Consider the following 22,001-nt stretch of genomic DNA (forward strand, 5'->3'; position numbering starts at 1 on the left):
TCCCCGGCGCGCCCGTCCTCGGCCGTGTTCCGCGGCCCCCGGCCGGCCCCGGTTCGACCGGGACTGCGAAACGCGGCCTTGCGCATCCCCAGCGAAAGGCAACCGGATGACACACAGCAGGTTCTCCCGCGCCTCGGCTGCTCTCGCCGTCGCGGTGGCGGCGGCGACCGTGGTGACCGCGTCGCCCGCCGGCGCCGCGTCACCGGCTCCGGCCGCACCGCGAGAATCCACATCGGACCGCGTCGTCGGCGAGGTCGAGGTTCCGGCGTCGGCCCGCAAGCAGATTCCGCTGGTCCGGGCGGCCGGCGCGATCCGTTCCGCGGTGCAGCGTGGCGACCACGCCGGATACGCCGGCATCGCGCTGGACGACGACCAGGTCACGCTGTGGTGGAAGGGAGAGCCGCCGGCCACCGTGCGTCGCGCGGTGGACGCGGCGCGCGGCACCGCCCCGGTCCGGGTCGACACGGCCGAGCACTCACTGGACGAGCTGCGCAGCGCCGGCGCGGTCATCCGCACCTCCCTGGCCGGGCAGCAGACCCGGATCAAATATGCCGTCGACGGCAGCCGTGTGGTGGTGAGCGTGGACACCCGGGGCGGCCTCGCCCGGCAGGCGCTGCCGGCGGTCTCCGTGCCGGTTGAAGTCGTCGACCCGGGTCCGAGGGAACTGACCACCCGGCGGGACGACTGGGCGCCGTGGAGCGGCGGAGCCGATCTGATCAACGGCAACGCCCGGTGCACCACCGGGTTCCCGGTGCGCAACGCGGCGAATCAGCGCTTCCTGCTGACCGCCGGGCACTGCGGCAGCAACGGCGATCAGATCCGGGACGGGTCCGGCGAGTTCATGGGCACCTTCGCCAACGACAACGACCAGCACGACCTCGGCATGGTGAGCACGCCGGGTGGCGTCGACCCGACCATGTACGTCGGCGGGGTGGACAGCAACAACGTGCTCCGGGTGGACGGCTGGGACTGGACCTTCCCCGGCGAGCTGCTCTGCCAGTCCGGCGGATCCTCGGCCCGGGACATCGGCGGACCGGTGTGCGGCCTGCGAGTGGAGAAATACAACACCGACCCGGGCGATGCCGTCGAGGCGCGACAGGTCGACGGCGCGGTGGCGGTCCGGCCGGGAGACAGTGGCGGCCCGGTCTACAGCGCGTCGGCCAGCGGCGGGGTGATCGCCAAGGGCATCAACAACTACACCTACGTCAACGACAACACGATCCTGGGCTTCCAGGACTTCGGCACCGCAACGCGCGACTACGGCATCTGGATCGCGCAGTAGGGCGAGCCCGCGCATCGATCTTGGAGTTGTGCGCTGAAACGAACCTTTCAACGTGGCGAGGCCGGCGGATGCCACCGCTGGTCAACGGCGCGCTCGATGCCAGGTTGAAAAAGGTTCAATGCAGCGAAAACGGCGCTATTCGGCGCACAATCTCCAAGATTGACGAATGTAAGTTCAGTGATATCGAATTCCCTTGATGAACCCTTTTCAACCTGGCATCGAGCGCGCCGTCGGCCAGTGGCGGCACCTGCCGGCCTCGCCACGTTGAAAAAGGTTCAATGCTTGCGTCCGATCAAGGACACATCGAGTGCGCCCGGCCCTTTCGATGAGGAGCATGAGCACCCTGGGGTGAGCACCGGAAATCATCAGGGGTGGCCATGAGCGACGAGCCGACGTCAGCGGACTTCCGGGACGTGGCGCGCGCGTCGCCATTCCTGCGGCTCTACGCCGGCGCTTTCCCGGACCTGACCGCCACCGCGGGCGGCGAGATCGGGAAGACCTTCGAACGGCTGGGTGAGCTCGTCGCCGGGGCGCCGGCCGCACCGCCGGGCGCCGCCCCGGCGTCGCTGTGCTTCCGCATCGGAGCAGTGGATTCCACGCGGGCGTGGACCCTGACGATCACCGAAGGCCGCTGCGATGTGGCCGCCGGGCCCGCGGACTCCGCCGGCCTGCAGGTGATACTCGCCGAGGACACGTGGTGGGAGATCGCCGGCGGAAAAATCCTGCCACTGGAGGCTTTCGGGCGCGGGCGGATGCGCGTCCGCGGCGACATCATGCTCGCGCGGTGGCTGATCGATGCCGTGGCGCGGAATCGGTGAGGACAAGGGGACGACAATGGCAGTCATCACCGGCACGGTGGAATGCGTGCAGATCGCCGACGACTCCGGTTTCACCCGAATTCGGGATACCACGACGGGAACCGCCGAAACGCTGATCCTCTGGTTCGCGCCGGTCACCGTCACCGAATTCACCAGGGTGATGCAGAGCATGTGGGTCTCCCTGTTGCGCGAGGCGATGGGCAACGGGCTGCGGGTCACCGCATTTCATCCCGACGATTCGGCCTTCGTCGGTTCGCTCGCCCTTGAGCCGGCCTGACGAGACGGCGGGAGCGCAACGATGACCGAACCGTCGGCGCCGGAGATGCTGGCCGCGGCCGGGGTCGCCTTCGTCGGCGAGGTGCAGCAGCGGGACGCCGCGAACGTTCCCGGGCTGGCCACGGACGATCCCACCGCGATCGTCCGTGTCGAGCGGGTGGTCAAGGCTCCCGCCGAGGTGGGACTCGCGGCCGGTGTCGCGGTGACGCTGCGGCTGGGCTCGCCGAGTCCGCCGCTGTCGGTGGGCGACCGGTTCCTGTTCTTCGCCGACGGCTGGATCTATGCCGAGACGATCGCGTTGATCGAGGTCGGCCGGCTGCCGGTGGAGGGCGCGGCCGCGGCGCTGATGGCCACCGGCGGGCCGGACGCGCCGGCCACCGACGCGATGCATGCCCTGTCCCAGGACGAGGTGGTCACCCACGCCCGGGAGGCGGATGCCGTGGTGCGCGCTCGCGTGGTGGCCCTGACGGACGCCGCGCCGCAGGCGGAGCCGCGGGAGCACGACCCCCTCGTCTGGATCGCCACGCTCGCCGTCGACCTGGCCGTCAAGGGTGACATCGGCGGCCGGTCGGAGGTGGCCGTCGCGTACGCCAACAGCCAGGACGTGCAGTGGCGCAGCGCGCTGAAGCCGAAGGCCGGCCAGGCCGGCCTGTGGCTGCTGCACGGCCCGCAGACCGGCTGGCCGGGCACCGCCGCCTTCTCCGTGCTGCACGCCATGGACCTGCAACCCAGCATCCAGCTCGACCTCCTGCGCGAACGGGGTATCTGATGGCGGTCAGGGCGCTTCGCGTGGTCAATCTGATCCCGGCGTCGCTCAGCGGCGAGTCCGGGCAGGACAGCGAACCCAACCTGGCGGTCGATCCGCAGAACCCGCAGCGCATGGTGGCCACCGCGTTCACCCGCGATCCGCTGGGTGGCCCGCAGGCGCCGGTGTTCCTGTCCAGCGACGGCGGCCGGACCTGGCAGGTGCGCTCGATCGTCCCCGGTGGATCGAGCACCGCGGACATCAGCGTCGGCTTCGGCGACACCGGAGGCACGCTGTTCGCCGGCATCCTGCGCCGCGACAACGTGCACCTGAACGTGCTGCGGGCGGCGAATCCGTTCACCACCACCACGATGACCGTGCTGCTCGACCGCGCCTCGGAGGACCAGCCGTGGGTGACCGGTGGCACCGTGGGCGGCCGGGACCGCGTCTTCATCGGGCACAACGACTTCAACGTGGGGCCGCGCAGCGCTTCGGTGGTGTCGTCGCTGGACGCGCGTACCGCCGCCGCGCCGGCCGGGTTGGTCACCCGGCAGGTGGAACGACGCACCACCGCGGGCCAGAACGGTCCGCCGGTGCGCACCGCGGTCCATCCCGACGGTACGGCCTACGCCGCGTTCCAGCGATGGACGAGCGCGTCCAGTTCCTCCGCGGGCACCGACGTGACGATGGACATCGTGGTCGTCCGCGGCGACCCGGCCGCGGCGGTGATCGGCAGCTACGCCGATCTGACCGCTGCGGACGGGCTCGCCGGCACCGCCGTGGCCGCCGGGCGTTTCGTGCGCTTCACCTCGTCGACCGGCCCGCTCGGCCAGGAGCGCATCGGTGCCGACCTGTCGATTGCGGTGGACGCCACGGATTCCGACGTCGTCTATGTCGCCTGGTGCGACCGGGTCGGCGGGGCCGCCGGGACCGACTGGACGATGCACGTGCGGCGTTCCCTCGACCGCGGTCACACCTGGTCGGCGGACCTGCGGACGGTCACCAACGCCAAGAACCCGGCCCTGGCGGTCAACGCCCGGGGCCACGCCGGGTTGCTCCTGCAACAGTTGACCGGCACCGGCGCGGCGGCGCGCTGGACCACCCGGCTGGAAGTCACCCGCAACGGCTGGGCGACCACCGACCTGAACGCCGTCCTGCACACCGCGCTCGCCGCCGCACCGCCGCGGGCGTTCCTGCCATACCTCGGCGACTACGTGCGTCTGCTCAGCGTCGGCAACGACTTCTACGGCGTCTTCTCCGGATCCAACCTGCCCGCTCCGGCGAACTTTCCGAGCGGCGTCCGTTATCAGCGCAACGCGGACTTCACCAGCCAGCGGCTGCTGGCGGTCGACGGCATCACGCCGGTGGCGGTGTCGATCGATCCCTTCTTCGTGCACTACGCCGAGCCGGACAACCTGCCGTGGGCGCCGTCGCTGCTGTGACGTGCCGGCACATCCCCGACGAAAGAGAGCGGTCATGACCCGTCCCGCACACCTGCCCGTTCGTTTCTGGGCGCAAGCGTCCCTCGCCGCGCTGACCACGATCCTGACCGTGACCACGGTGCTCTCCCGGGAATGGGTCGAGATCCTCACCGGCTGGGATCCCGACCGGGGCAGTGGCGCGCTGGAGTGGCTCGTGGTCCTCGCTCTGGGCCTGTGCGCCGCCGCGCTCGGCCTGCTCGCCCGCGCCCAGTGGCTGCGGGCGGCGACCACAGCGCCGACCGTCGGCGGCTGACAACCCGTTACCGTGGGCGGTGCCCGCCGCCGCAGCCCCCGGCGCCGGGAGTCGAGGGAGCGCGCGCATGAATCAGCAGGAACCGGCCGGGCGGACCATCGATCTCCGCGCGGTGACCACCCGCGACCGGCTGATGGATGCGCTGCGGGCGGGGCTGGAGTTCCCGTCCTGGACCGGCCGCAACTGGGACGCGGTGCACGACACGATCACCGGCATCGTCGAGATGCCGCGCCGCCTCACGCTGCTCGGCTGGACGCGGGTGGCCGAGGCGCTGCCGCGCGACGCGCGCATCCTCCGCGAGATCCTCGACGACTTCGCCCGGGGCGAAAACGCGGCGGGCCGGCCGATGACGGTGGAATACCGCGACGAGGTCACCGACCGCCGCGACTAAGGCTACGCCGCGTCAAGCGGATCGCGTTCGTGGCCCGCCGCGGGCGCGCGATCGGGCAGTGTTCGCCAGGCGATCTTGACGCGCATGGCGCCATTACCGAAGGTGGGGGAGCTGCAAGGGTTGTTAACCGTCCTTGCGTAGCGAGCAATCCCCCTCGCTTGAGGCGAGTAGTCCCCGACTCGTGAGAACTGAGGTACCTCCTCCGTGCGTACGCGAAAGAAGATTCTCGGCCTGGCCGCCGCCTTCGCACTGGTGGCCGGCGGCAGCACCTATGCCGCGATCGGGCAGGCGTCGGCGGCCTCCGGGCCCGCGATGCTGCCCGTGACCGTCGCCAACCAGACCGGCCGCGGCGAATCGGTCCACCTTTATGTGATCGGCACCAACCTGAACACCGGCCGGCTCGGCTATGTCAACGCCTCCGGCGCCTTCAACAACTGGCCGGCCGGCGCCAACCCGCCGTCACCGGCTCCGGACGTGTCCATCGGCGGCCCGGGCAACGGCGGCCGCACCACCCTGCAGGTGCCCAAGGGCATCTCCGGCCGGCTGTACTTCTCCTTCGGGGAGAAGCTCAAGTTCTTCCTCACCCCGGACGGCCTGGTCCAGCCCGCGCCGTGGGCCGGTGGCGACGCGAACCGCAACATCCTGTTCGACTGGAGCGAGTTCACCTACAACGATGCCGGCATCTGGCTGAACAGCTCGCAGGTCGACATGTTCGCGGTGCCGCACACGGTGAGCACCAGCGGCGCGGACGGAAACCACTCCACCGGCACGCTGGTGGCCAACGGCCGGGACAACGTCATCAACGGGATGAAGGCGGCGGGTCTGTCCGGCTCCGTCTACGCCCGTTCGGACGGTACGGTGCTGCGCGTGCTCGCCCCGGGCAAGGCGGCCGACACCGGCGGCCTCAGCACGACGTACCTGGACCCCTACATCAACCGCGCGTGGAACGCGTACACCAGCAAGACCTTGACCGTGGTGCCGTTCGGCGACCAGCCCAACGTGAAATACTTCGGGCGCACCTCCGGCAACGTCATGAACTTCACGAACGCCGCCGGCCAGAAGGTCGCCTCGTTCAACAAGCCCAGCTCGGCCAACGTCTGGGGTTGCGACGGCGCCCTGGGCGCGCCCAACGACCAGGTGGTCGGCCCGATCGCGCGGACGCTGTGCGCCGCGCTGAACCGTGGCACGCTGGGCACCGTCGACACCCAGCCGAGCACCAACGCGGCCGACTTCTACAAGAGCGACCCCACCAACCAGTACGCCAAGCTGGTGCACCAGAACATGGCCGACGGTAAGGCGTACGCGTTCGCGTTCGACGACGTCGGCAACTTCGAGTCGCTGGTGCACGACGGCGCGCCGACCTCGGCGAGCATCACGCTGAACCCGTTCACCGGCGGAGGCAACGGCGGCGGCGGTGACAACGGCGGCGGCGGTGACAACGGCGGCGGCGGTGACAACGGCGGCGGTGACAACGGCGGCGGTGACAACGGCGGCGGTTCGGCCGGTGGTGTCTCGCTGGTCAGCGACTGGAACGGCAAGTGCATCGACGTCCCGGCGGGCAACTTCTCCGACGGTGTGCAACTGCAGATGTGGCCGTGCAACAACCAGGCGCCGCAGAAGTGGACGTTCTCCGGCGGTGCGCTGAAGACCCAGAACAACAAGTGCATGGACGTGGCGTGGGGTTCCACCGAGAACGGCGCCGCGATCCAGATCGCGAACTGTTCCGGCAACGCCGCGCAGAAATTCGTCCTGTCCGGGGCCGGTGACCTGGTCAACCCCCAGGCGAACAAGTGTGTCGACATCAAGGACTGGAACTCGGCGGACCACGCGAAGCTGCAATTGTGGGACTGCGCGGGTTCAGCCAACCAGAAGTGGCACAAGGGCTGACCGTCCGACTGAAGATGGCGGGGCCCGCACCGGCGACGGTGCGGGCCCCGCTGCGTGGGACCGGTCAGCGGCTCGCTCGGCAGCCACGGGCACGCCGGGAACCGCGCCGCCCTCGTTTACCATCTCGGCATGGCAGAAGACACCTACACCGTGACCCGGTCGGTGACGATCAAGTCGCCGCCCGACGCGGTTTACGGGAACGTCGCCGACTTTCACCGTTGGCGCCGGTGGTCGCCATGGGAGGACCTCGATCCGGCCATGGCGCGCAGCTACTCCGGGCCCGATGCGGGCGTCGGAGCCGTCTACGAATGGTCCGGCAACAGCCGGGCCGGGGCGGGACGAATGACGATCGTCGAGGTCGACGAGCCGTCGGCGGTCCGGATCGATCTCGCCTTCGACAAGCCGTTCAAGACGCGCAACGAAGTCCGGTTCGTGATCGAACCCAGCGCGGCGGGCTCGCTCGTCACATGGACCATCACCGGGCCGAAGACCTTCGTCACCAAGGTGATGGGAGTCTTCCGCTCCATGGACAAGATGCTCGGGCCGGACCTGGAGAAGGGACTCACCCGGCTGAAGACCGTCAGCGAGGAGCCGCCCGGGGCCTGACCGGCCGGCCGGTGGCCGCGTGCCGTTCAGCCCCCGGCCGGCTCCGGCCACACGCCCGCGACCGCGCCCGGCAGGCGATCCTGCCGGGCCAGGTCGCCGAGCGCCTCCTGCAACGCCGCGCCGAGCACGGCCACCAGCACCACGGCCTCGCGCATCTCGGTCGGCCGCACGCGGTCGCCGACGCGGGCGGCGAACGCCCGGATGGCGGCCACATCACCGTCCGCGGACCGGTTCGCCGCCTCCGCGTACTCGCCGAGCGTCGCCTCCAGCTCGGCGACGTCGAGCTGGCGCGCCGCAGCGCAGGCGTCGGTCACCCGGTCCCAGGACCGGTCGGCGGAGGCGTCCCGCCCACCCGCGGCGGTGGCGGCAAGCAGCCGATCGCGGAGCATCCGGTCCTCCGCCCCGGCGAGGCCGCGCAGCCGGCTCGACGGGCTCGCGTTCCGGACAAGCCTCAGCAGTTCGCGCAGCGGCACATCGGTGTCGTCCACGGCGGCCAGCACGGCTCGCGCGCCGGCCACCGACATGCCGCCGACGTCCAGGAAGGCGAGCAGCAGACGCAGGCGGCGCAAGTGCCAGTCGCCGTATTCGGCCTGATTGGCCGCCGTCGAGTCGCCGGTCGGCAGCAGACCGATCCGGAGGTAGAACTTGACCGTCGGTAACGGAACACCGCTGCGCCTCGCGAGTTCTCCGATCCGCATCGGTTCCGCCTCCTTTTCCGCAGGTCTGCGCTGGGGCGTACCGGTTCAGCCTAGGAGCGCCCAGCGTGCCGTGCTTCTCAGCAATCGGCGTCCGGCGCCCTGGACCGTGGCTATAGGCGCGTCAAGAACCCGTCAACCGCGCCGTGGCACGCTGCTGCTCGTTGTGATGCCGCCGGGGAAGGGGAGGGGTGATCGTCATGGCGCGGACGACGGCCGTACGGCCCCCGGGCTGGCGGCGGCTCCTCGTGCTCTCCCCGGCCACGGTGGACTTCGGCCGCCGCGGATTCGGCACCGAGCCGGCCGCCACCCGGCGCACGTTGGAGGCCGCCGCCGGGGCGTTCCTGGACGGCTACCACGCCCAGCTCGGCACCGACGGCGCGCCCGACCTGTCCGGGATCCCGCCGCACCGGCGCGGCTTCGCCGCCGAAGGCGCCGGCATGGCCGCGGCGCTGCTCGACGGGCTGCGCCCGGCCGGTGTCCGTCGCCTGCCGACGCTGTTCGCGGCGCACGGCGACCGCTACGACTATCTCATCCACGTCGGCGTGGGCTGGGCCCTGGCGAAACTGCATCGCCGCGGTCCGGCGTCCCGGGACCCCGGTGCGCCACTGCTGCGCTGGCTCGCCTACGACGGGATGGGCTTTTGCCGTGCGTTCTTCGCCGCGGAGGCACGGCTGCGCCGGTGGGCCGCCCGGCATCCGCGGCGGTGCGCGGCCGGATGCGCGATCCGGCACCAGGGCCTCGGCCGCAGCCTGTGGTTCCGGGCCTGCGGTGATCCGGATCGGCTGGCCGGTCACGTCGCCGCCGCGCCCGTCGCGCATTACGGCGACCTGTGGAGCGGGATCGGCCTGGCCGCGGCGTACGCCGCGGGGGTGCCGGACTCCGCGTACGAGCGGTTGCGGGAGGTGGCCGGGGCGCACCGGGCGGAGCTGGCGCAGGGTGCCGCCTTCGCGGCGGAGGCGTGGCTGCGGTCCGGCCATGTGCCCCGGCACGCCGGTGTCGCGGTGCCGGTGCTGACCGGCGTGCCGACCGGCCGCGCGGCCGCATGGACGTGGCAGGTGCGGCGGGACCTGGATCGGCCGGGTGCGGACGCTGCGGACTACCAGCGGTGGCGTCTGGGCGTGCAGCGGCTCGCCGCCCGGGCCGGTGCCCGCGTGACGAGGAGCTGACGTGCAGATCCGCAAGAGCATGCGGTCCGCCGTGGTGGTGCTGCTCGCCGCGGCCCTGATCGTCACGGCCGGCGCGGCGACCCGGCGGGCGATGGCGAAACCGGCGCCCGGTGCCGCGCTGACCGCGCGGTTCGCGTTCGAGTCCAGCGACGTCAACGGGGACCCGGCAGACACCCGTACGGTCCGCCCGGTGGCGCCGGCGCTCAGGCACATCCGGTCGTGGATCTCGGCGGTGGGCGCCAGCGTCGGCCTGGCCGACTTCGACGGCGACCGGGTGCCCGGCGAGGCATGCCTGGTGGACCCGCGCGACGACTCGGTGACCGTGCGCGCGGTACGCCCCGCGGCCCGGTTCACGCCGGTTGCGTTGCGGCCTGCCGGCGTGCCGTACGACGCCGCGACCACGGCGCCGATGGGGTGCGTACCGGCGGATCTCAACGAGGACGGCCACACCGACGTCCTGGTCTACTTCTGGGGCCGGGCCCCGCTGGCCTACCTGCGCCGTCCCGCCGCGCCGCTCACCCCGGCGGCCTTCGTCGCGACCGACATCGCCCCGCGGCCGGGGATCTGGAACAGCACCACCGCGAACGTGCTGGACGTGGACGGCGACGGCCACCTGGATGTGATCGTGGCCAACTACTTCCCGGACGGCGCCCGGGTGCTGGACTCCCGGGCCGCGCACGACCCCCTGATGCGGATGCAGGACTCGATGTCCGACGCGCTCAACGCGGGCCGGAACCGGATCCTGCGCCTGGACCGGATCGTCCGCGGCGGTGCGGTCGCGGTGCCGCGGTACGCCGATGCTTCCGCGGCGTTCACCACCGATCAGGCCCGTGGCTGGACGCTGGCCGTGGGCGCGCAGGACCTGGACGGCGACGCCCGGCCGGAGATCTACCTGGCCAACGACTTCGGCCCGGACCGGCTGCTGCAGAACAGGTCCGCGCCCGGGCGCATCCGGTTCACCGAGTTGCACGGCCGGCGCGATCTCGGCATGCCGAAGTCGAAGGTGGTGGGCGACGACTCGTTCAAGGGTATGGGTGTCACCTACACCGACCTCAACCGCGACGGCCGGCCGGACATCGTGGTCAGCAACATCACCAGCCCGTACGGGCTGCAGGAGAGCAATTTCGCGTTCGTCAGCACCGGCACCGGACCGTTGACCGGCGGCGCCGCGCCGTACCGCGACGAGAGCGAACCGCTGGGCCTGTCCCGCAGCGGATGGGGCTGGGACATCAAGGCCGCCGACTTCGACGGCGACGGCACCGACGAGATCACCCAGGCGGTGGGATTCCTCGCCGGGCGCACCAACCGCTGGGCGCAACTGCAGGAATTGGCGATGTCGAACGACGCCGCGCTGCAATACCCCTGGGCGTGGCCGGATTTCGGGCCGGACGCCGACCTGTCCGGACACCAGCAGGACCCGTTCTACGTCCGCGGCGCCGACGGCCGCTATCTCGACCTGGCGAGCGATCTCGGGCTGCGTAACCACGGGCCGAGCCGGGGCATCGCGATCGGCGACGTCGACCACGATGGACGCCTCGACGCGCTGGTGGCCAACCAGTGGGCGCGTTCCCAGATGTGGCACAACACCGGCCCGGCCCGGTCGTACCTCGGCCTGCGTCCGCTGCTGCCGCCGCAAGCGCCGGGCGACGCGCCCCGCCCGGCGGTGGGCGCCACGGTGACCGTCACCTCGGCCGGCGGCATGGTGCGCAGCGCCCAGCTCTACCCGGCGAACGGGCACACCGGGGTGAACGCCCCCGAACTGCTGTTCGGTCTCGGTGCGCCGTCCCCCTCCCCGGCGTCGGTGCGCGTCACCTGGCGCGACGCCGCCGGCCGGCACACCACCACCGCCACGTTGCGCCCCGGCTGGCACGACATCGTGCTCGACGACGGCCGCTGACCGGCCCTGTTCAAGCAGGAGGGATCCATGCCCCCGGCAACCGACTCCGGCCGTCCCGCACCCGGGCTGGTCGCGCTGCGCCGCTTCGCCCTGTCGATCACCGCCTTCACCGTGATCGGCCACCTGTATCTCGGGTTCGAGCAGGCCTACCTGACCCCGTTGGCCGCGCTCGCCGTCGGATACACGCTCAGCCTGATCCTGGAGACGCTGGACGCCTGGGCGCGGCGTCGTCCCGCACGCTATCGCGGCTCCGCCCGGAACCTGGTCGACTTCCTGCTGCCTACCCACATCGCGGCGCTGGCCTGCGCGATGCTGCTGTACGGCAACGCGCGGCTGCTGCCCACCGTCTTCGCGGTCACCGTCGCGGTGTGCGGCAAATACCTGGTCCGGGTGCGGATCAACGGCGCCGCACGTCACGTGTTCAACCCGAGCAACCTCGGCATCAGCGCCACCCTGCTGTGTTTCGGCTGGGTCGCGATCGCCCCGCCCTACCAGTTCACCGAGTACGGCGGACGGGTCAGCGACCTCGTCGTGCCGGCCGCCATCCTGGTCGCCGGCACCATGATCAATGCGAAGCTCACCGGGCGGATGCCACTGATCGCCGGGTGGGTGGGCGGGTTCGTGCTGCAGGCGCTGATCCGTGCCGCGGTGCTGCCGGATCTGCTCGGGCCCGCGCTGCTGGCCATGACCGGGGTGGCGTTCGTGTTGTTCACCAACTACATGATCACCGACCCGGGCACCACGCCGGCGCGCCCTCGCGACCAGGTGGCGTTCGGCGTGGGCACCGCGATGGCGTACGGGGTCCTGGTGGCGGCGCACGTCACGTTCGGGCTGTTCTACGCGCTGACCGCGGTCTGCGCGGTGCGCGCCCTGTTCCTGGTGTACCGCGGCCGTCGTCCGGCCCGCGCGGCGGCGGTGGACGCCGCGTCCCCACGCAGCCCCGCGCCGGTGGCAGCGGTCCCGGTCCGGGCGGCCCGATAGGCCATGTCTCACGAGCAGGAGGACGGCATGGCCGAGTCGGTCGTCATCGTCGGCATGGCGTGCCGCTACGCCGGCGCGGCGGACACCGGACAGCTCTGGGAGACCGTGCTGAGCCGCCGGGTGGGTTTCCGCCGCATTCCGCCCGGCCGGTTGCCGCTGGCCGAGTACGGCGGCACCGGCCCCGACCAGACGTACGTCACGCACGCCGCGCTGCTCGACGGCTGGCAGTTCGACCGGACCCGGTTCCGGGTGCCGGGCAGCACCTTCCGCGCCGTGGACATGGCGCACTGGCTGGCTCTGGAGGTGAGCTCGGCGGCGCTGGCCGACGCGGGCCTGCGCGACGGCGCCGGACTGGACCGGCAACGGGCCGGCGTGATCCTCGGCAACTCGCTGACCGGGGAGTTCTCCCGCGCCACCACGTTGCGCACCCGCTGGCCGTACGTCCGCCGGGCGACGCTTGCCGCGCTCGCCTCGTCGGCGGTGCCGCCGCAGGCGTGGGACGGCCTGCTGGACGAGCTGGAACAGCGGTTCAAGGAACCCTTCCCGGAACCCTCCGACGAGACGCTGGCCGGTGCCCTGGCCAACACCATCGCCGGGCGCGTCTGCAACCACTTCGACCTGCAGGGTGTCGGCTACACGGTGGACGGTGCCTGCGCGTCGTCGCTGCTCGCGGTGGCGAACGCGGCGAGCGCGGTGGCCGACGGGCACCTGGAAGTCGCCCTGGCCGGCGGCGTGGACCTGAGCGTCGACCCGTTCGAGCTGATCGGTTTCGCCCGGGTCGGGGCGTTGGCCACCGGCGGCGACATGCGGGTGTATGACCGGAACCCGACCGGTTTCCTGCCCGGTGAGGGATGCGGCGTGGTGGTGCTCTGCCGGGAGTCCTACGCGCGGCGCCGCGGCCTGCGCCCGTACGCGCGTCTGCTCGGCTGGGGGGCCTCGTCCGACGGCAGCGGCGGACTGACCCGGCCCGAGCTGCGCGGCCAGCGGCTGGCGTTGCGCCGCGCGTACGAACGCGCGCGGATTGCGCCCGACCGGGTCGCGCTGATCGAGGGGCATGGCACCGGCACGGAGGTGGGCGACCGCACCGAGCTGAGCGCGCTGCTGGAGCTGCGCACGGCCACCGCGCCGGTCGCCGCGCTGGGCAGCGTCAAGGCGAACATCGGGCACACCAAGGCCGCCGCCGGGGTGGCCGGCCTGATCAAGGCGACCCTCGCGGTGGACCACGAGGTGCTGCCGCCGGCCACCGGTTGCGCGGACCCGCATCCGCTGCTCGCCGACCGCCGGGCCACCCTGCAGGCCCTCGACGAGGCGCGCTGCTGGCCGCCGGGGGAGCGGTACGCCGGGGTGAGCGCGATGGGCTTCGGCGGCATCAACGTGCACGCCGTGCTCGGCGGCGTCGCACCGACCCGCCGCCAGCGGCTGAACGTCCATGAACGGCACCTGGCCGCCCGGCATCCCGGACGCGAGGTGATCGCCTGTGCGGCGCCCGGCGCGGAGCACCTCGACGCCCGGCTGGCCGTGCTGCGCGACGCGGCGCGATTCATGTCGCGGGCCGAACTGACCGACCTCGCGGCCACCCTCGCCACGGAGCGCGGGGAGGGGCCGGCACGGTTCGCCGCCGCGGTCGCGGACGCCGGTGAACTGGTCGCCGCCGTCGAGCACGCGCGGACGGCGCTCGCCGCCGGGACGCCGCACCTGCTGGACCGCACCCGGCGGGTGTTCCTCGCCACCCGCGGCCCGCTGCGCGTCGGGCTGCTGTGCTCCGGACAAGCCGCGCCGTGTTATCCGGACGCCGGCGCGCTGGCCGGGCTGCTGGACGAGCTGCCGCCCGGATACCACGATCCGCTGCCCTTGCCGTCGCCCGTGACGACGGTCGACACCGCCGTGGCGCAGCCGGCCATCGTCCGCGCCGCGCTGGCCGGGCTGCGCTGGCTGGCCCGGCTGGGCGTACGCCCGCACGGCGCCCTCGGGCACAGCCTGGGTGAGATCGTGGCCCTCGCCTGGGCCGGGGCGATCGACGAGGCGCAGGCCTACGACCTGGCCCGGGCCCGCGGCGCGGCGATGAGCGCGATCGACACCGCCGGAGGCATGGCGTCGCTGTCCACCACCCCGGCGGTCGCCGCCGAGCTGATCCGCGGGCGCGCGGTGGTGGTCGCGGCGGACAACGGCCCGGCCGGTACGGTCGTCTCCGGTCCCCGCGGCGACCTGGAATCGGTGCTGGCCGAGGCGGCGCGGCGCGGGGTGCCGGCCACCCGGCTGCCGGTGTCGCACGCCTTCCACTCGCCGCTGATGACACCCGCGGCCAGCCGCGTGAAGTCGGCCGCCGCCGAGGTGCCGTGGCGTCCCCTCGACCGGCCGGTGGCCTCGACGATCACCGGGACGTGGCTGCACGACGAAGATCCGGTGGAGTTGCTGGTGCGCCAGCTCACCGGTCCGGTGCGGTTCCGGGAGGCGCTGTCCGCGCTGGACGCGGACCTGCTGGTGGAGGTCGGTCCGGGCCGGGTGCTGACCGGCATGGCCGGGCCGGGCGCGGTGGCGCTGGACGCCGGCTCGCCGTCGGCCGACGGCGTGGCCACGGCCACCGCCGCCCTGTTCGCGGCGGGCGCCTGCCCGAGCGTGGCGGCCTACACCGCGCACCGGTTCAGCCGCCGGTTCGACCCGGACCGGTCTCGCGTCCTGCTGACGAACCCGTGCGAGGCCGCCGCGCCCGCGTCGCCGCGCGATGCGCCGCCGCGGCGCGTGTCCCGCCCGGCCCCGCCGGTGCCGTCCGGGGATGCCGCCCCGTTCGACGACGCCGTCGCCGCCGACCCGGTGGCGGTCGCCGTGGCCCGCGTCGCGGAGGCCGTCGAGCTCGACCCGGCCACCATCGGCGCGCGGGCGCACCTGCTGGCAGACCTGCATTTGAGCTCGTTACGCGTGGCCCAGCTCGCGGTGCGGGTGGCCACCGACCTGGGGCGCGCCCTGCCGGACGCCGCCACGCCGGTCGCCTCGGCCACCGTGCGTGAGTTCGCGGAAGCCATCGCCGCCCTGCCACCCGCCCGACCGGACGACTCCGACGGCGCGACCGGCTGGGTCCGGGCCTTCACCACCCGGACGGTGCCCGAGTCCGACCCGCCGCCGCACCGCGTCACCCGCCGCTGGCACCTGGTCGGCGACCTCGCCGCGCACCCGCTGCGCGGCGCGCTGCGGGCGGCCTTTCCCACCGGCGGCGACGGCCCCGCGGCCCGGCTGCTCGCGTTGCCGCCCGGCCTGGACGCCGCCGGCCTGCCCGACGCGGTGCGCGCCCTGCGCGACTGCCATGCCGACCGGATTCCCCTGGTGGTGCTGCACCACGCCGGTTTCGGCGCGGCGGTCGGGCGCAGTCTCGCCGCCGAAGCGTCCGACGTGCCGGTGCTGGTCGTGGAGGCGGCGCCGGACGACGACGGTGTCGCGGCGGCGGCGATCGAGGCCCATCGGCCGCTGGGCCCGTACGCGGAGATCAGTCTCGTGGGCGGGACACGCACCGCCGCGGCGCTGCACCCGGCGACGCCTGCGGCACGCGACGACGCGCGTATCGGGCTGCGGCACGGTGATCCGTGCGTGGTGACCGGCGGAGCCCGGGGCATCGGCGCCGAATGCGCGGCCGGCCTGGCCGCCGCCACCGGCGCGCGCATGATCCTGCTCGGCCGGGCCGATCCCGGCCACGAGGAGGTGTGCGCGACGCTGGACCGGGTGACCTCCACCGGCGCGCCGGCGGAATACCACCGCACCGACGTCACCGACGCCGCGGGCCTGGCGGCGGTGCTGCGCGGCGTGCGTGACCGGCACGGACCCGTGCGGGCGGTGCTGCACGCGGCCGGCCACAACGAGCCCGCACCGCTGACACGGCTGAGCGTGGACGCGGTACGGGCCGCGCTGGCGCCCAAGGCCGACGGGCTGGAGAACGTGTTGGCCGCGGTGGACCCGGCGGAGCTGCGGTTCCTGGTGACCTTCGGCTCGGTGATCGGTCGCACCGGCCTGCCCGGCGAGGCGCACTACGCGATCGCGAACGAGTGGCTGGCCCGGCGCTGCGCCGAGCTGGCGGCACGGCTGCCCGGCGTGCGCTGGCTCAACGTGGAATGGTCCGCGTGGTCGGGCACCGGCATGGGCGAGCGCCTGGGGGTGCTCGACGGCCTGGTCCGCCGCGGGCTGACGCCGATCCCGGCGCCCGCCGGGGTGGACATGTTGCTGCGGCTGCTCGCCACGCCCGGACTGCCGCCCAGCGTGCTGGTCGCCGGGCGGTTGCCCGCCATGGCGACGCTGCGCTGGCACGACGACCGCGAGCCGGGCGGCGACCGGTTCCTGGAGTCGGTGCTGTCCCGCACGCCGGGCGTGGAGACGCGGGCGCAGGCCGCGCTGTCGCTCGGCGCCGACCCCTATCTCGCCGATCACCGCATCGACGGGTCCGCCGTGCTGCCGGCCGTGTTCGGGCTGGAAGCCATGGCTCAGGCGGCCGGCACGCTCGGCGCGGGCCCCGGCCCGGTGACGGTGACCGGCGTGTCGTTCGCCCGCGCCGTCACCGTGCCCGAGCGGGCGAGCCGCACCCTGCGCGTCACCGCGCTGGCCGCCGAGGACGGTGCGGTGGAGACCGCCGTGCGCAGCGACGCGACAGGCATGCGGGCGGATCATTTCCGTGCCGTCTTCCGGTCGGGCGACGCCGGCCCGGACGACGATCCCGCGCCGCCGCCGGCGGACGCGATCCCGGTCCCGGCCGGCCGGCTGTACGGCCCGCTGTTCTTCCACGGACCGCGGTTTCGCCGCGTGACCGGCTATCACGCGCTGGGCGCCTACCGATGCGCGGCGCAGGTGCACGCCGATCCGCAGGCCCGCTGGTTCGGCCCGTTGTCCGGGTCCCGGCTGCTGCTCGGTGATCCGGGCGCCCGGGACGCGTTCCTGCACCTGTTGCAGGGTTGCGTGCCGGACCGGCGGGTTCTTCCGGTGGCGGTGGAACGCATCCGGACCCGGGGCCGGCTCGCCGGCCGGCTCCGTGTCGACGCGTGGCAGCGCACCGAGGACGGCGACGATTTCGTCTTCGACCTCGTCGTGACCGATGAGGCAGGTGCGCCGGTCGAACGGTGGGACGCGCTGACCCTGCGGGCGGTGGGCCCGGTGACCGTGCCGCGATGGCCGCTGCCCGTGCTGGGCGCCTACCTGACCCGGCTGGTGCGCCGACGCCGGCCCGGCTGCCCGGTGGACCTCGTGGTGACCGGCGGCGACGGGTCGCCGTCGATCGGCGGGCACCGGCTGTCGGCGGTGGGTCCGCGGACGTCCGCCGCCGACTGGCGGATCGTGGCACGGGCCGCGCCGTCCCCGCCGCCCGCCGCCGCGGCCTTCGCCTCGGCGGGTGACCCACCGGAGCGGGCCGCCGCCCGCGCCGCCGGCCTGCATGCGACGCTGCGCGGGCTCGGCGCGTCGCCGCAGGCAACCCCGACGGTGCGCGTTCCGGAGCCCGGCGGCTGGACCGAGGTCGCCGCGGACGGATGCACGATCATCAGCGTCGTGGTACCCAGCGACGCCGGGCCCGTGGCGGCGACCGTGGGATGGCGGTGAGCGGGCATGTCCGAGCAATACGTCTACCGGCACCGGGTCACCTTCGACGAGACGAATCTGGTGGGAAACGTCTATTTCGCCCACTATCTGCGCTGGCAGGGGCACTGCCGGGAGCATTTCCTGGCCGACCACGCCCCCGGCGTGCTGGCCGCGCTGCGCGACGGGCTCGCCCTGGTCACGGTGAGCTGTTCCGCCGAGTTCTATGCCGAGGGCGCGGGCCTGGACGAGGTGGAGGTCCGGATGACGCTGGAACAGTCGAGCGGCAATCGGATCGGCATGGGCTTCGACTATCTGCGCCGCACCGGGGCCGGTGCCGAACTGCTGGCACGCGGACGGCAGACAGTCGCCTGCATGCGCCGCGGAGCGGCCGGTCTGGCCCCGGAGCCGGTCCCCGAGGAACTGCGTCGCGCGCTGCACCGGTTCGCCCCGGCGGCGGTGTTCGGGGGGACGCCATGAATCTGGGGGTGCTGGGCGCGGGGCGGATGGGGTCGGCCGTGGCGCGCGCGGTGGGGGAGACCGGCGAGACGGTCGCGGTGTGCAGCGCGCGGCCGGGCTCCGGCCCGGCGCGGGGACTGCCCGCGGCCTGTGTGGCGGCCACCCTCGACGAGATCTGGCGGGGCTGCCACACGGTGCTGCTCGCGGTGCCGTTCCCGGTCGCCATGGCCCTCGTGACCGGACCGGCGGGCCGGTGCGGGGACGGGCGCACGCTGATCGACGCGACCAACCCGGGACTCTGCCGGGACCGGCCGCTCCCGCCGGGGATATCCGGCGGCGAGTTGATCGCCGAGGCGGCGAGCGCGTGGCACGTCGCCAAGGCGTTCAACACCGTGGCCGCGGACGGCGTGCCCGCCGACGGCCCGCTCGGCGTACCGGTCTCGCTGCCGGTCGCCGGCGCGCCGCACGCCAAGCTGGACGCGTTCGCGCTGGCCCGGCGGCTCGGGTTCGAGCCGGTAGACGCCGGTGATATCCAGGCCAGTCGGGAACTCGAATCGTTCGCCGTGCTGCTGGCGCGGATCAGCGCCACCAGCGGACTGCACGGCGGCATCGGACTCAGCACGCATCGGGCCGTGCCGGATGCGGTGCGCTGACCGGGTGCGCGGCGGCGGCTCAGGCGAACTCGACCGCGTCCATCGTCGCGGCGAAGCCGTGCACCAGGCGCAGCATGCCGTAGCAGGTGCCGTCGCTGTCATGCCGCACGCACACCAGCGACTTGTCGGCGAGCCGGGTCAGCATGGCGTGCACATCAACCGGTCCCCAGGGGGAACCGCACCATGCCTGCTGGGCGTCCGCCGCGCGGATCGAGCGCGGCAACTCGCCCAGACGCAGGAAGCACCAGCGTTCGCTCTGGTTGAGACAGTCCATGCTGCGCCGCAGCGTGGACCAGAGCGAACGGTGATGAGCCGGCGATCCGCGTCGCGGCCGGCGCAACTGCCGCAGCGGGTCGTCGAGCTGCACGACGAGTTCGTCGAGGGTGTCGGTCGCCAGGCACGCGGCGGCCAGCTCGATGGCCAGCGGCAGGTCGTCGAGCCGTTCGCACAGCGCGGCGACCGCCTCCGCGCCGTGGGTGTCCAGCCGGAACGCCGGGCACACCTGCAGAGCCCGGCCGGCGAACAGGCGTACGGCGGGGCGCTCGGTCACCGGGACGGCGCGAGCGGTCTCGTCCGGGGCGAGGGTGTGCAGGCGCCAGAGCGTCTCGTAGGGCAGGCCGAGCGGTTCGCGCGACGTGGCGACCACGGACACGTTCCAGCATGCGCGCACGATCTCGTCGACCATCAGCGCGCACGCGTCGATCAGATGCTCCACATTGTCCAGTACGAGCAGGGCCTCCTGATCGCCGAGCAGTCTCGCCGGGGTGTCGCATCGTGGCGTGCCGTCCAGCAGCCGGACCAGGCCGTCGATCAGCGCCGGCCCGTCGGCCATGCCGGAACACTCCAGCACCGCCACGCCGCCCGGTGCTCCGTCGTGCAGGTGAGCCGCGGCCTGTAACGCGAGCGCGGACTTGCCGCAACCCGGTGGCCCGGTGATGGTCAGCAACCGGTGCTCGGCCAGGGTGCGCACCACCGCATCCAGATCCGGTTCGCGACCGATGAGCTGACCGGCGGCCGGTCCGGGGCCTCGCCAGGGCGCCCGGCTGGGCGCGGTCGGTGTCTGACCACCGGTCGCCGCACTGTGCGGATGCGGCAGGCCGAGCAGGACGCTGCGGTACACGTCGGCGAGCTGCCGTCCGGGCGGCACGCCCAGCTCGTCGCTGAGCAGCACCCGGACATCGTTGAAGTGTTCGATCGCGGCGGCGCGCTGGCCGGTCTGTTCCAGCGCGGACAGATATCGTGCCTGGGCCAGCTCGTGCATCGGCTCCGCGGTCGCGAGCTGATAGGCGATCGGGAGCACCGCGGACGCCTCTCCCAGCTCCAGCCCGGTCCCCACGAAGTCGAGCGCCGCCGCGGACCAGGACCGCCGCAATGCCTCCACCACGTCAGCCTCGTGCAGCAGCGCCGTCAGGTCGGTCAACCCCGGATCTCGCCACAGCCGCATCGCTTCGCCCAAGATGCCGAAAGCGCGCGCCGGCTCGTCGGCGGTGAGGTAGCGCCGGGCGTGGCGGCACAACAACCCGAACCGGGTGGCGTCCACCGAGTCGGGCGCCAGCGACAGCCGATAGCCGCCGGATGCCGATCCGATGATGCGCACCCGTTCCCGCGGGGGCATCTGCGGTTCGAGCAGATGCCGCAGACGCGCGATGTAGGTGTGCACGAGCTGGCGCGCACTGGCCGGCTGCCGGTCACCCCACACCAGATCCAACACCGCCTCGATGGGCACCACCGCTCCCACGTGCAGGGCGAGCACGGCGAACACCGCACGCTGCTTGGTCGGGCCGAGATCGATGGGCACCGGACCGCGGTGTGTCAGCAAGGGGCCGAGAAGCCCGACCCGTAACGGTGCGTCGGAGTTGGACATCGCGGACCCCCCACGTTCGCCTCCGTGCTGCTGGCCGGCGCCGCGATGGGCCCCTCGCCACGGTGATTGGAGCTCAATGAACAGTGTGCATCGTCGCTATCCGTTTCGGGCTCGTCGTTTTGTGCCACCTCGGTCGTCGATAGTCTGACGCGCCGTGCCGGCCACCGCGGCGGACCACCGTCACATCGGAGACCAGCACAGTGGAGCGACGGCCGCGACCGGTGGATCCGTGCGTTCCGGCCGGCGCAGATGCACCGGCACCACGACGGGTCGGAGTTCCTGTCGGTTCAACGACAGCCGGGAGCGGCCGACGAGGTAGCTTTCCGGCACGTCGTCCACCAGCGCGTCGAGAATTCGGCTCTGCGCCGGCACGATCATCGTGACCACCCAGTACGCGCCGGGGCCGGGCGGCCGGGGCAGCCGGATGCGTGAGGTTCCGCCGCCGACGCTCGTCGTGCATGGTCGTCCGGGCGGCTGGCCGGGTGTGAACAACCAGCTCATCGCCAGCGAAGCGGGCACCGATGAGGCATGCCGCGCGACCACCGTTTCGCCGGGGGAGTCCAGCACGTCCGGCAGCGAGGGGAGCCATTCGCCGGCCCGGGTGTCGCCGAGCGCGCGGACCAGCGACCGGAACCGGGTCGGTGACATGCCCACGACGCGTCCGAAGTGCGTGATGAAACCGCCATTGCTGGTGTATCCGACGCGTGTGCCGACCCGATGCACCGGCATCGACGAATGCAACAGCAGCCGGCGTGCCTCCGCCATGCGCAGCGCGGTGAGGAAGCGAGCCGGGGTGAATGCGGTGGTGTCACGAAAGATGCGATGGAAGTGGAACGGGCTGAACATCCCGGTACGGGCGAGTGCCGCCAGCGGCTGCGCCCGGCCCAGCCCGGCCCGCATCTCGTCGATCGCGCGGGTCACCGCCTCGGCGTGATCCGCCGATACGCCCCTGCCGCGCTGCTTCACTGCTGCATCCACGATCCCCACCGCCGTTGAGCAG

The 22,001-nt window shown here is 73.0% G+C and carries 18 protein-coding genes; 15 read left to right on the forward strand and 3 right to left on the reverse strand.

Translation table 11 applies throughout. The annotated features are described in order from the left end of the window. The first annotated feature begins 106 nt into the window (after positions 1–106). The 9 genes from IEY73_RS04050 to IEY73_RS04090 all read left to right on the forward strand — a co-directional run bounded on the left by IEY73_RS04050 (position 107) and on the right by IEY73_RS04090 (position 7,739). Positions 107–1,282, forward strand: coding sequence for a chymotrypsin family serine protease (locus tag IEY73_RS04050; protein ID WP_189077596.1), 1,176 nt, complete (start codon positions 107–109; stop codon positions 1,280–1,282). A 377-nt stretch (positions 1,283–1,659) separates the two neighbouring features. After that, complete coding sequence (locus IEY73_RS04055; protein WP_189077597.1) at positions 1,660–2,100, forward strand: SCP2 sterol-binding domain-containing protein; 441 nt, start codon at positions 1,660–1,662, stop codon at positions 2,098–2,100. Positions 2,101–2,116: 16 nt separating this feature from the next. Beyond that, positions 2,117–2,377: a hypothetical protein gene (locus tag IEY73_RS04060; protein ID WP_189077598.1), complete on the forward strand. Its 261-nt coding sequence runs from the start codon at positions 2,117–2,119 to the stop codon at positions 2,375–2,377. 21 nt (positions 2,378–2,398) lie between these two features. Next, the gene (locus IEY73_RS04065; protein ID WP_189077599.1) at positions 2,399–3,145 is read left to right on the forward strand and encodes a hypothetical protein; all 747 of its coding nucleotides are present in this window, start codon (positions 2,399–2,401) and stop codon (positions 3,143–3,145) included. Further along, positions 3,145–4,563, forward strand: a complete 1,419-nt coding sequence (locus IEY73_RS04070) for a hypothetical protein (protein WP_189077600.1) — start codon at positions 3,145–3,147, stop codon at positions 4,561–4,563. The genes IEY73_RS04065 and IEY73_RS04070 overlap by 1 nt, the downstream gene beginning before the upstream one ends. Positions 4,564–4,597: 34 nt before the next feature. Then, the gene (locus IEY73_RS04075; protein ID WP_229715468.1) at positions 4,598–4,855 is read left to right on the forward strand and encodes an ABC transporter permease; all 258 of its coding nucleotides are present in this window, start codon (positions 4,598–4,600) and stop codon (positions 4,853–4,855) included. Between the two features lie 67 nt (positions 4,856–4,922). Then, positions 4,923–5,246: a barstar family protein gene (locus IEY73_RS04080; protein WP_189077601.1), complete on the forward strand. Its 324-nt coding sequence runs from the start codon at positions 4,923–4,925 to the stop codon at positions 5,244–5,246. A gap of 204 nt (positions 5,247–5,450) precedes the next feature. Next, positions 5,451–7,133 (forward strand): beta-1,3-glucanase family protein, encoded by a 1,683-nt coding sequence (locus IEY73_RS04085; RefSeq protein WP_189077602.1) that lies wholly within the window; start codon positions 5,451–5,453, stop codon positions 7,131–7,133. A 129-nt stretch (positions 7,134–7,262) separates the two neighbouring features. Then, positions 7,263–7,739, forward strand: a complete 477-nt coding sequence (locus IEY73_RS04090) for an SRPBCC family protein (RefSeq protein ID WP_189077603.1) — start codon at positions 7,263–7,265, stop codon at positions 7,737–7,739. A 26-nt stretch (positions 7,740–7,765) separates the two neighbouring features. Here the strand turns inward: IEY73_RS04090 and IEY73_RS04095 are convergent, their stop codons facing one another. Beyond that, a complete protein-coding gene (locus IEY73_RS04095) occupies positions 7,766–8,437 on the reverse strand; it encodes a MerR family transcriptional regulator (protein ID WP_189077604.1) in 672 nt (223 codons plus the stop codon). Positions 8,438–8,634: 197 nt separating this feature from the next. Between IEY73_RS04095 and IEY73_RS04100 the strand changes: the two genes are divergently transcribed. The 6 genes from IEY73_RS04100 to IEY73_RS04125 are packed head-to-tail and all read left to right on the forward strand — an operon-like array spanning position 8,635 to position 19,137. Continuing rightward, entirely contained in the window at positions 8,635–9,603 is a 969-nt protein-coding gene (locus IEY73_RS04100) for a DUF1702 family protein (protein ID WP_189077605.1), read from the forward strand. A gap of 1 nt (position 9,604) precedes the next feature. Next, positions 9,605–11,500, forward strand: coding sequence for a CRTAC1 family protein (locus tag IEY73_RS04105; protein WP_229715470.1), 1,896 nt, complete (start codon positions 9,605–9,607; stop codon positions 11,498–11,500). A 27-nt stretch (positions 11,501–11,527) separates the two neighbouring features. Beyond that, a complete protein-coding gene (locus IEY73_RS04110) occupies positions 11,528–12,481 on the forward strand; it encodes an enediyne biosynthesis protein UnbU (protein ID WP_189077606.1) in 954 nt (317 codons plus the stop codon). Between the two features lie 27 nt (positions 12,482–12,508). Then, a complete protein-coding gene (locus tag IEY73_RS04115; protein WP_189077607.1) occupies positions 12,509–18,049 on the forward strand; it encodes a type I polyketide synthase in 5,541 nt (1,846 codons plus the stop codon). Between the two features lie 6 nt (positions 18,050–18,055). After that, the gene (locus IEY73_RS04120) at positions 18,056–18,505 is read left to right on the forward strand and encodes an acyl-CoA thioesterase (protein ID WP_189077608.1); all 450 of its coding nucleotides are present in this window, start codon (positions 18,056–18,058) and stop codon (positions 18,503–18,505) included. Further along, positions 18,502–19,137 (forward strand): NADPH-dependent F420 reductase, encoded by a 636-nt coding sequence (locus IEY73_RS04125; RefSeq protein WP_189077609.1) that lies wholly within the window; start codon positions 18,502–18,504, stop codon positions 19,135–19,137. The genes IEY73_RS04120 and IEY73_RS04125 overlap by 4 nt, the downstream gene beginning before the upstream one ends. A gap of 19 nt (positions 19,138–19,156) precedes the next feature. Here IEY73_RS04125 and IEY73_RS04130 read toward each other — a convergent pair whose 3' ends face one another. Together IEY73_RS04130 and IEY73_RS04135 are read right to left on the reverse strand one after the other, a co-directional pair. Continuing rightward, positions 19,157–21,001, reverse strand: a complete 1,845-nt coding sequence (locus IEY73_RS04130) for an AfsR/SARP family transcriptional regulator (RefSeq protein ID WP_189077610.1) — start codon at positions 20,999–21,001, stop codon at positions 19,157–19,159. Positions 21,002–21,181: 180 nt separating this feature from the next. Beyond that, positions 21,182–21,979: a helix-turn-helix domain-containing protein gene (locus IEY73_RS04135; RefSeq protein ID WP_189077611.1), complete on the reverse strand. Its 798-nt coding sequence runs from the start codon at positions 21,977–21,979 to the stop codon at positions 21,182–21,184. Positions 21,980–22,001: the final 22 nt, after the last annotated feature.

This window comes from Mangrovihabitans endophyticus (assembly GCF_014646155.1).
In the GTDB taxonomy this organism is placed as follows: Bacteria; Actinomycetota; Actinomycetes; order Mycobacteriales; family Micromonosporaceae; genus Actinoplanes; species Actinoplanes endophyticus.

Bases quoted from the DNA above. Each gene is read 5' to 3' on its own strand.
- IEY73_RS04060 (WP_189077598.1), top strand. From the start codon at position 2,117: ATGGCAGTCATCACCGGCACGGTGGAATGCGTGCAGATCGCCGACGAC.
- IEY73_RS04130 (WP_189077610.1), bottom strand. From the start codon at position 21,001: ATGTCCAACTCCGACGCACCGTTACGGGTCGGGCTTCTCGGCCCCTTG.
- IEY73_RS04110 (WP_189077606.1), top strand. From the start codon at position 11,528: ATGCCCCCGGCAACCGACTCCGGCCGTCCCGCACCCGGGCTGGTCGCG.
- IEY73_RS04095 (WP_189077604.1), bottom strand. From the start codon at position 8,437: ATGCGGATCGGAGAACTCGCGAGGCGCAGCGGTGTTCCGTTACCGACG.
- IEY73_RS04120 (WP_189077608.1), top strand. From the start codon at position 18,056: ATGTCCGAGCAATACGTCTACCGGCACCGGGTCACCTTCGACGAGACG.
- IEY73_RS04115 (WP_189077607.1), top strand. From the start codon at position 12,509: ATGGCCGAGTCGGTCGTCATCGTCGGCATGGCGTGCCGCTACGCCGGC.
- IEY73_RS04055 (WP_189077597.1), top strand. From the start codon at position 1,660: ATGAGCGACGAGCCGACGTCAGCGGACTTCCGGGACGTGGCGCGCGCG.
- IEY73_RS04075 (WP_229715468.1), top strand. From the start codon at position 4,598: ATGACCCGTCCCGCACACCTGCCCGTTCGTTTCTGGGCGCAAGCGTCC.
- IEY73_RS04125 (WP_189077609.1), top strand. From the start codon at position 18,502: ATGAATCTGGGGGTGCTGGGCGCGGGGCGGATGGGGTCGGCCGTGGCG.
- IEY73_RS04080 (WP_189077601.1), top strand. From the start codon at position 4,923: ATGAATCAGCAGGAACCGGCCGGGCGGACCATCGATCTCCGCGCGGTG.
- IEY73_RS04070 (WP_189077600.1), top strand. From the start codon at position 3,145: ATGGCGGTCAGGGCGCTTCGCGTGGTCAATCTGATCCCGGCGTCGCTC.
- IEY73_RS04100 (WP_189077605.1), top strand. From the start codon at position 8,635: ATGGCGCGGACGACGGCCGTACGGCCCCCGGGCTGGCGGCGGCTCCTC.
- IEY73_RS04065 (WP_189077599.1), top strand. From the start codon at position 2,399: ATGACCGAACCGTCGGCGCCGGAGATGCTGGCCGCGGCCGGGGTCGCC.
- IEY73_RS04050 (WP_189077596.1), top strand. From the start codon at position 107: ATGACACACAGCAGGTTCTCCCGCGCCTCGGCTGCTCTCGCCGTCGCG.
- IEY73_RS04090 (WP_189077603.1), top strand. From the start codon at position 7,263: ATGGCAGAAGACACCTACACCGTGACCCGGTCGGTGACGATCAAGTCG.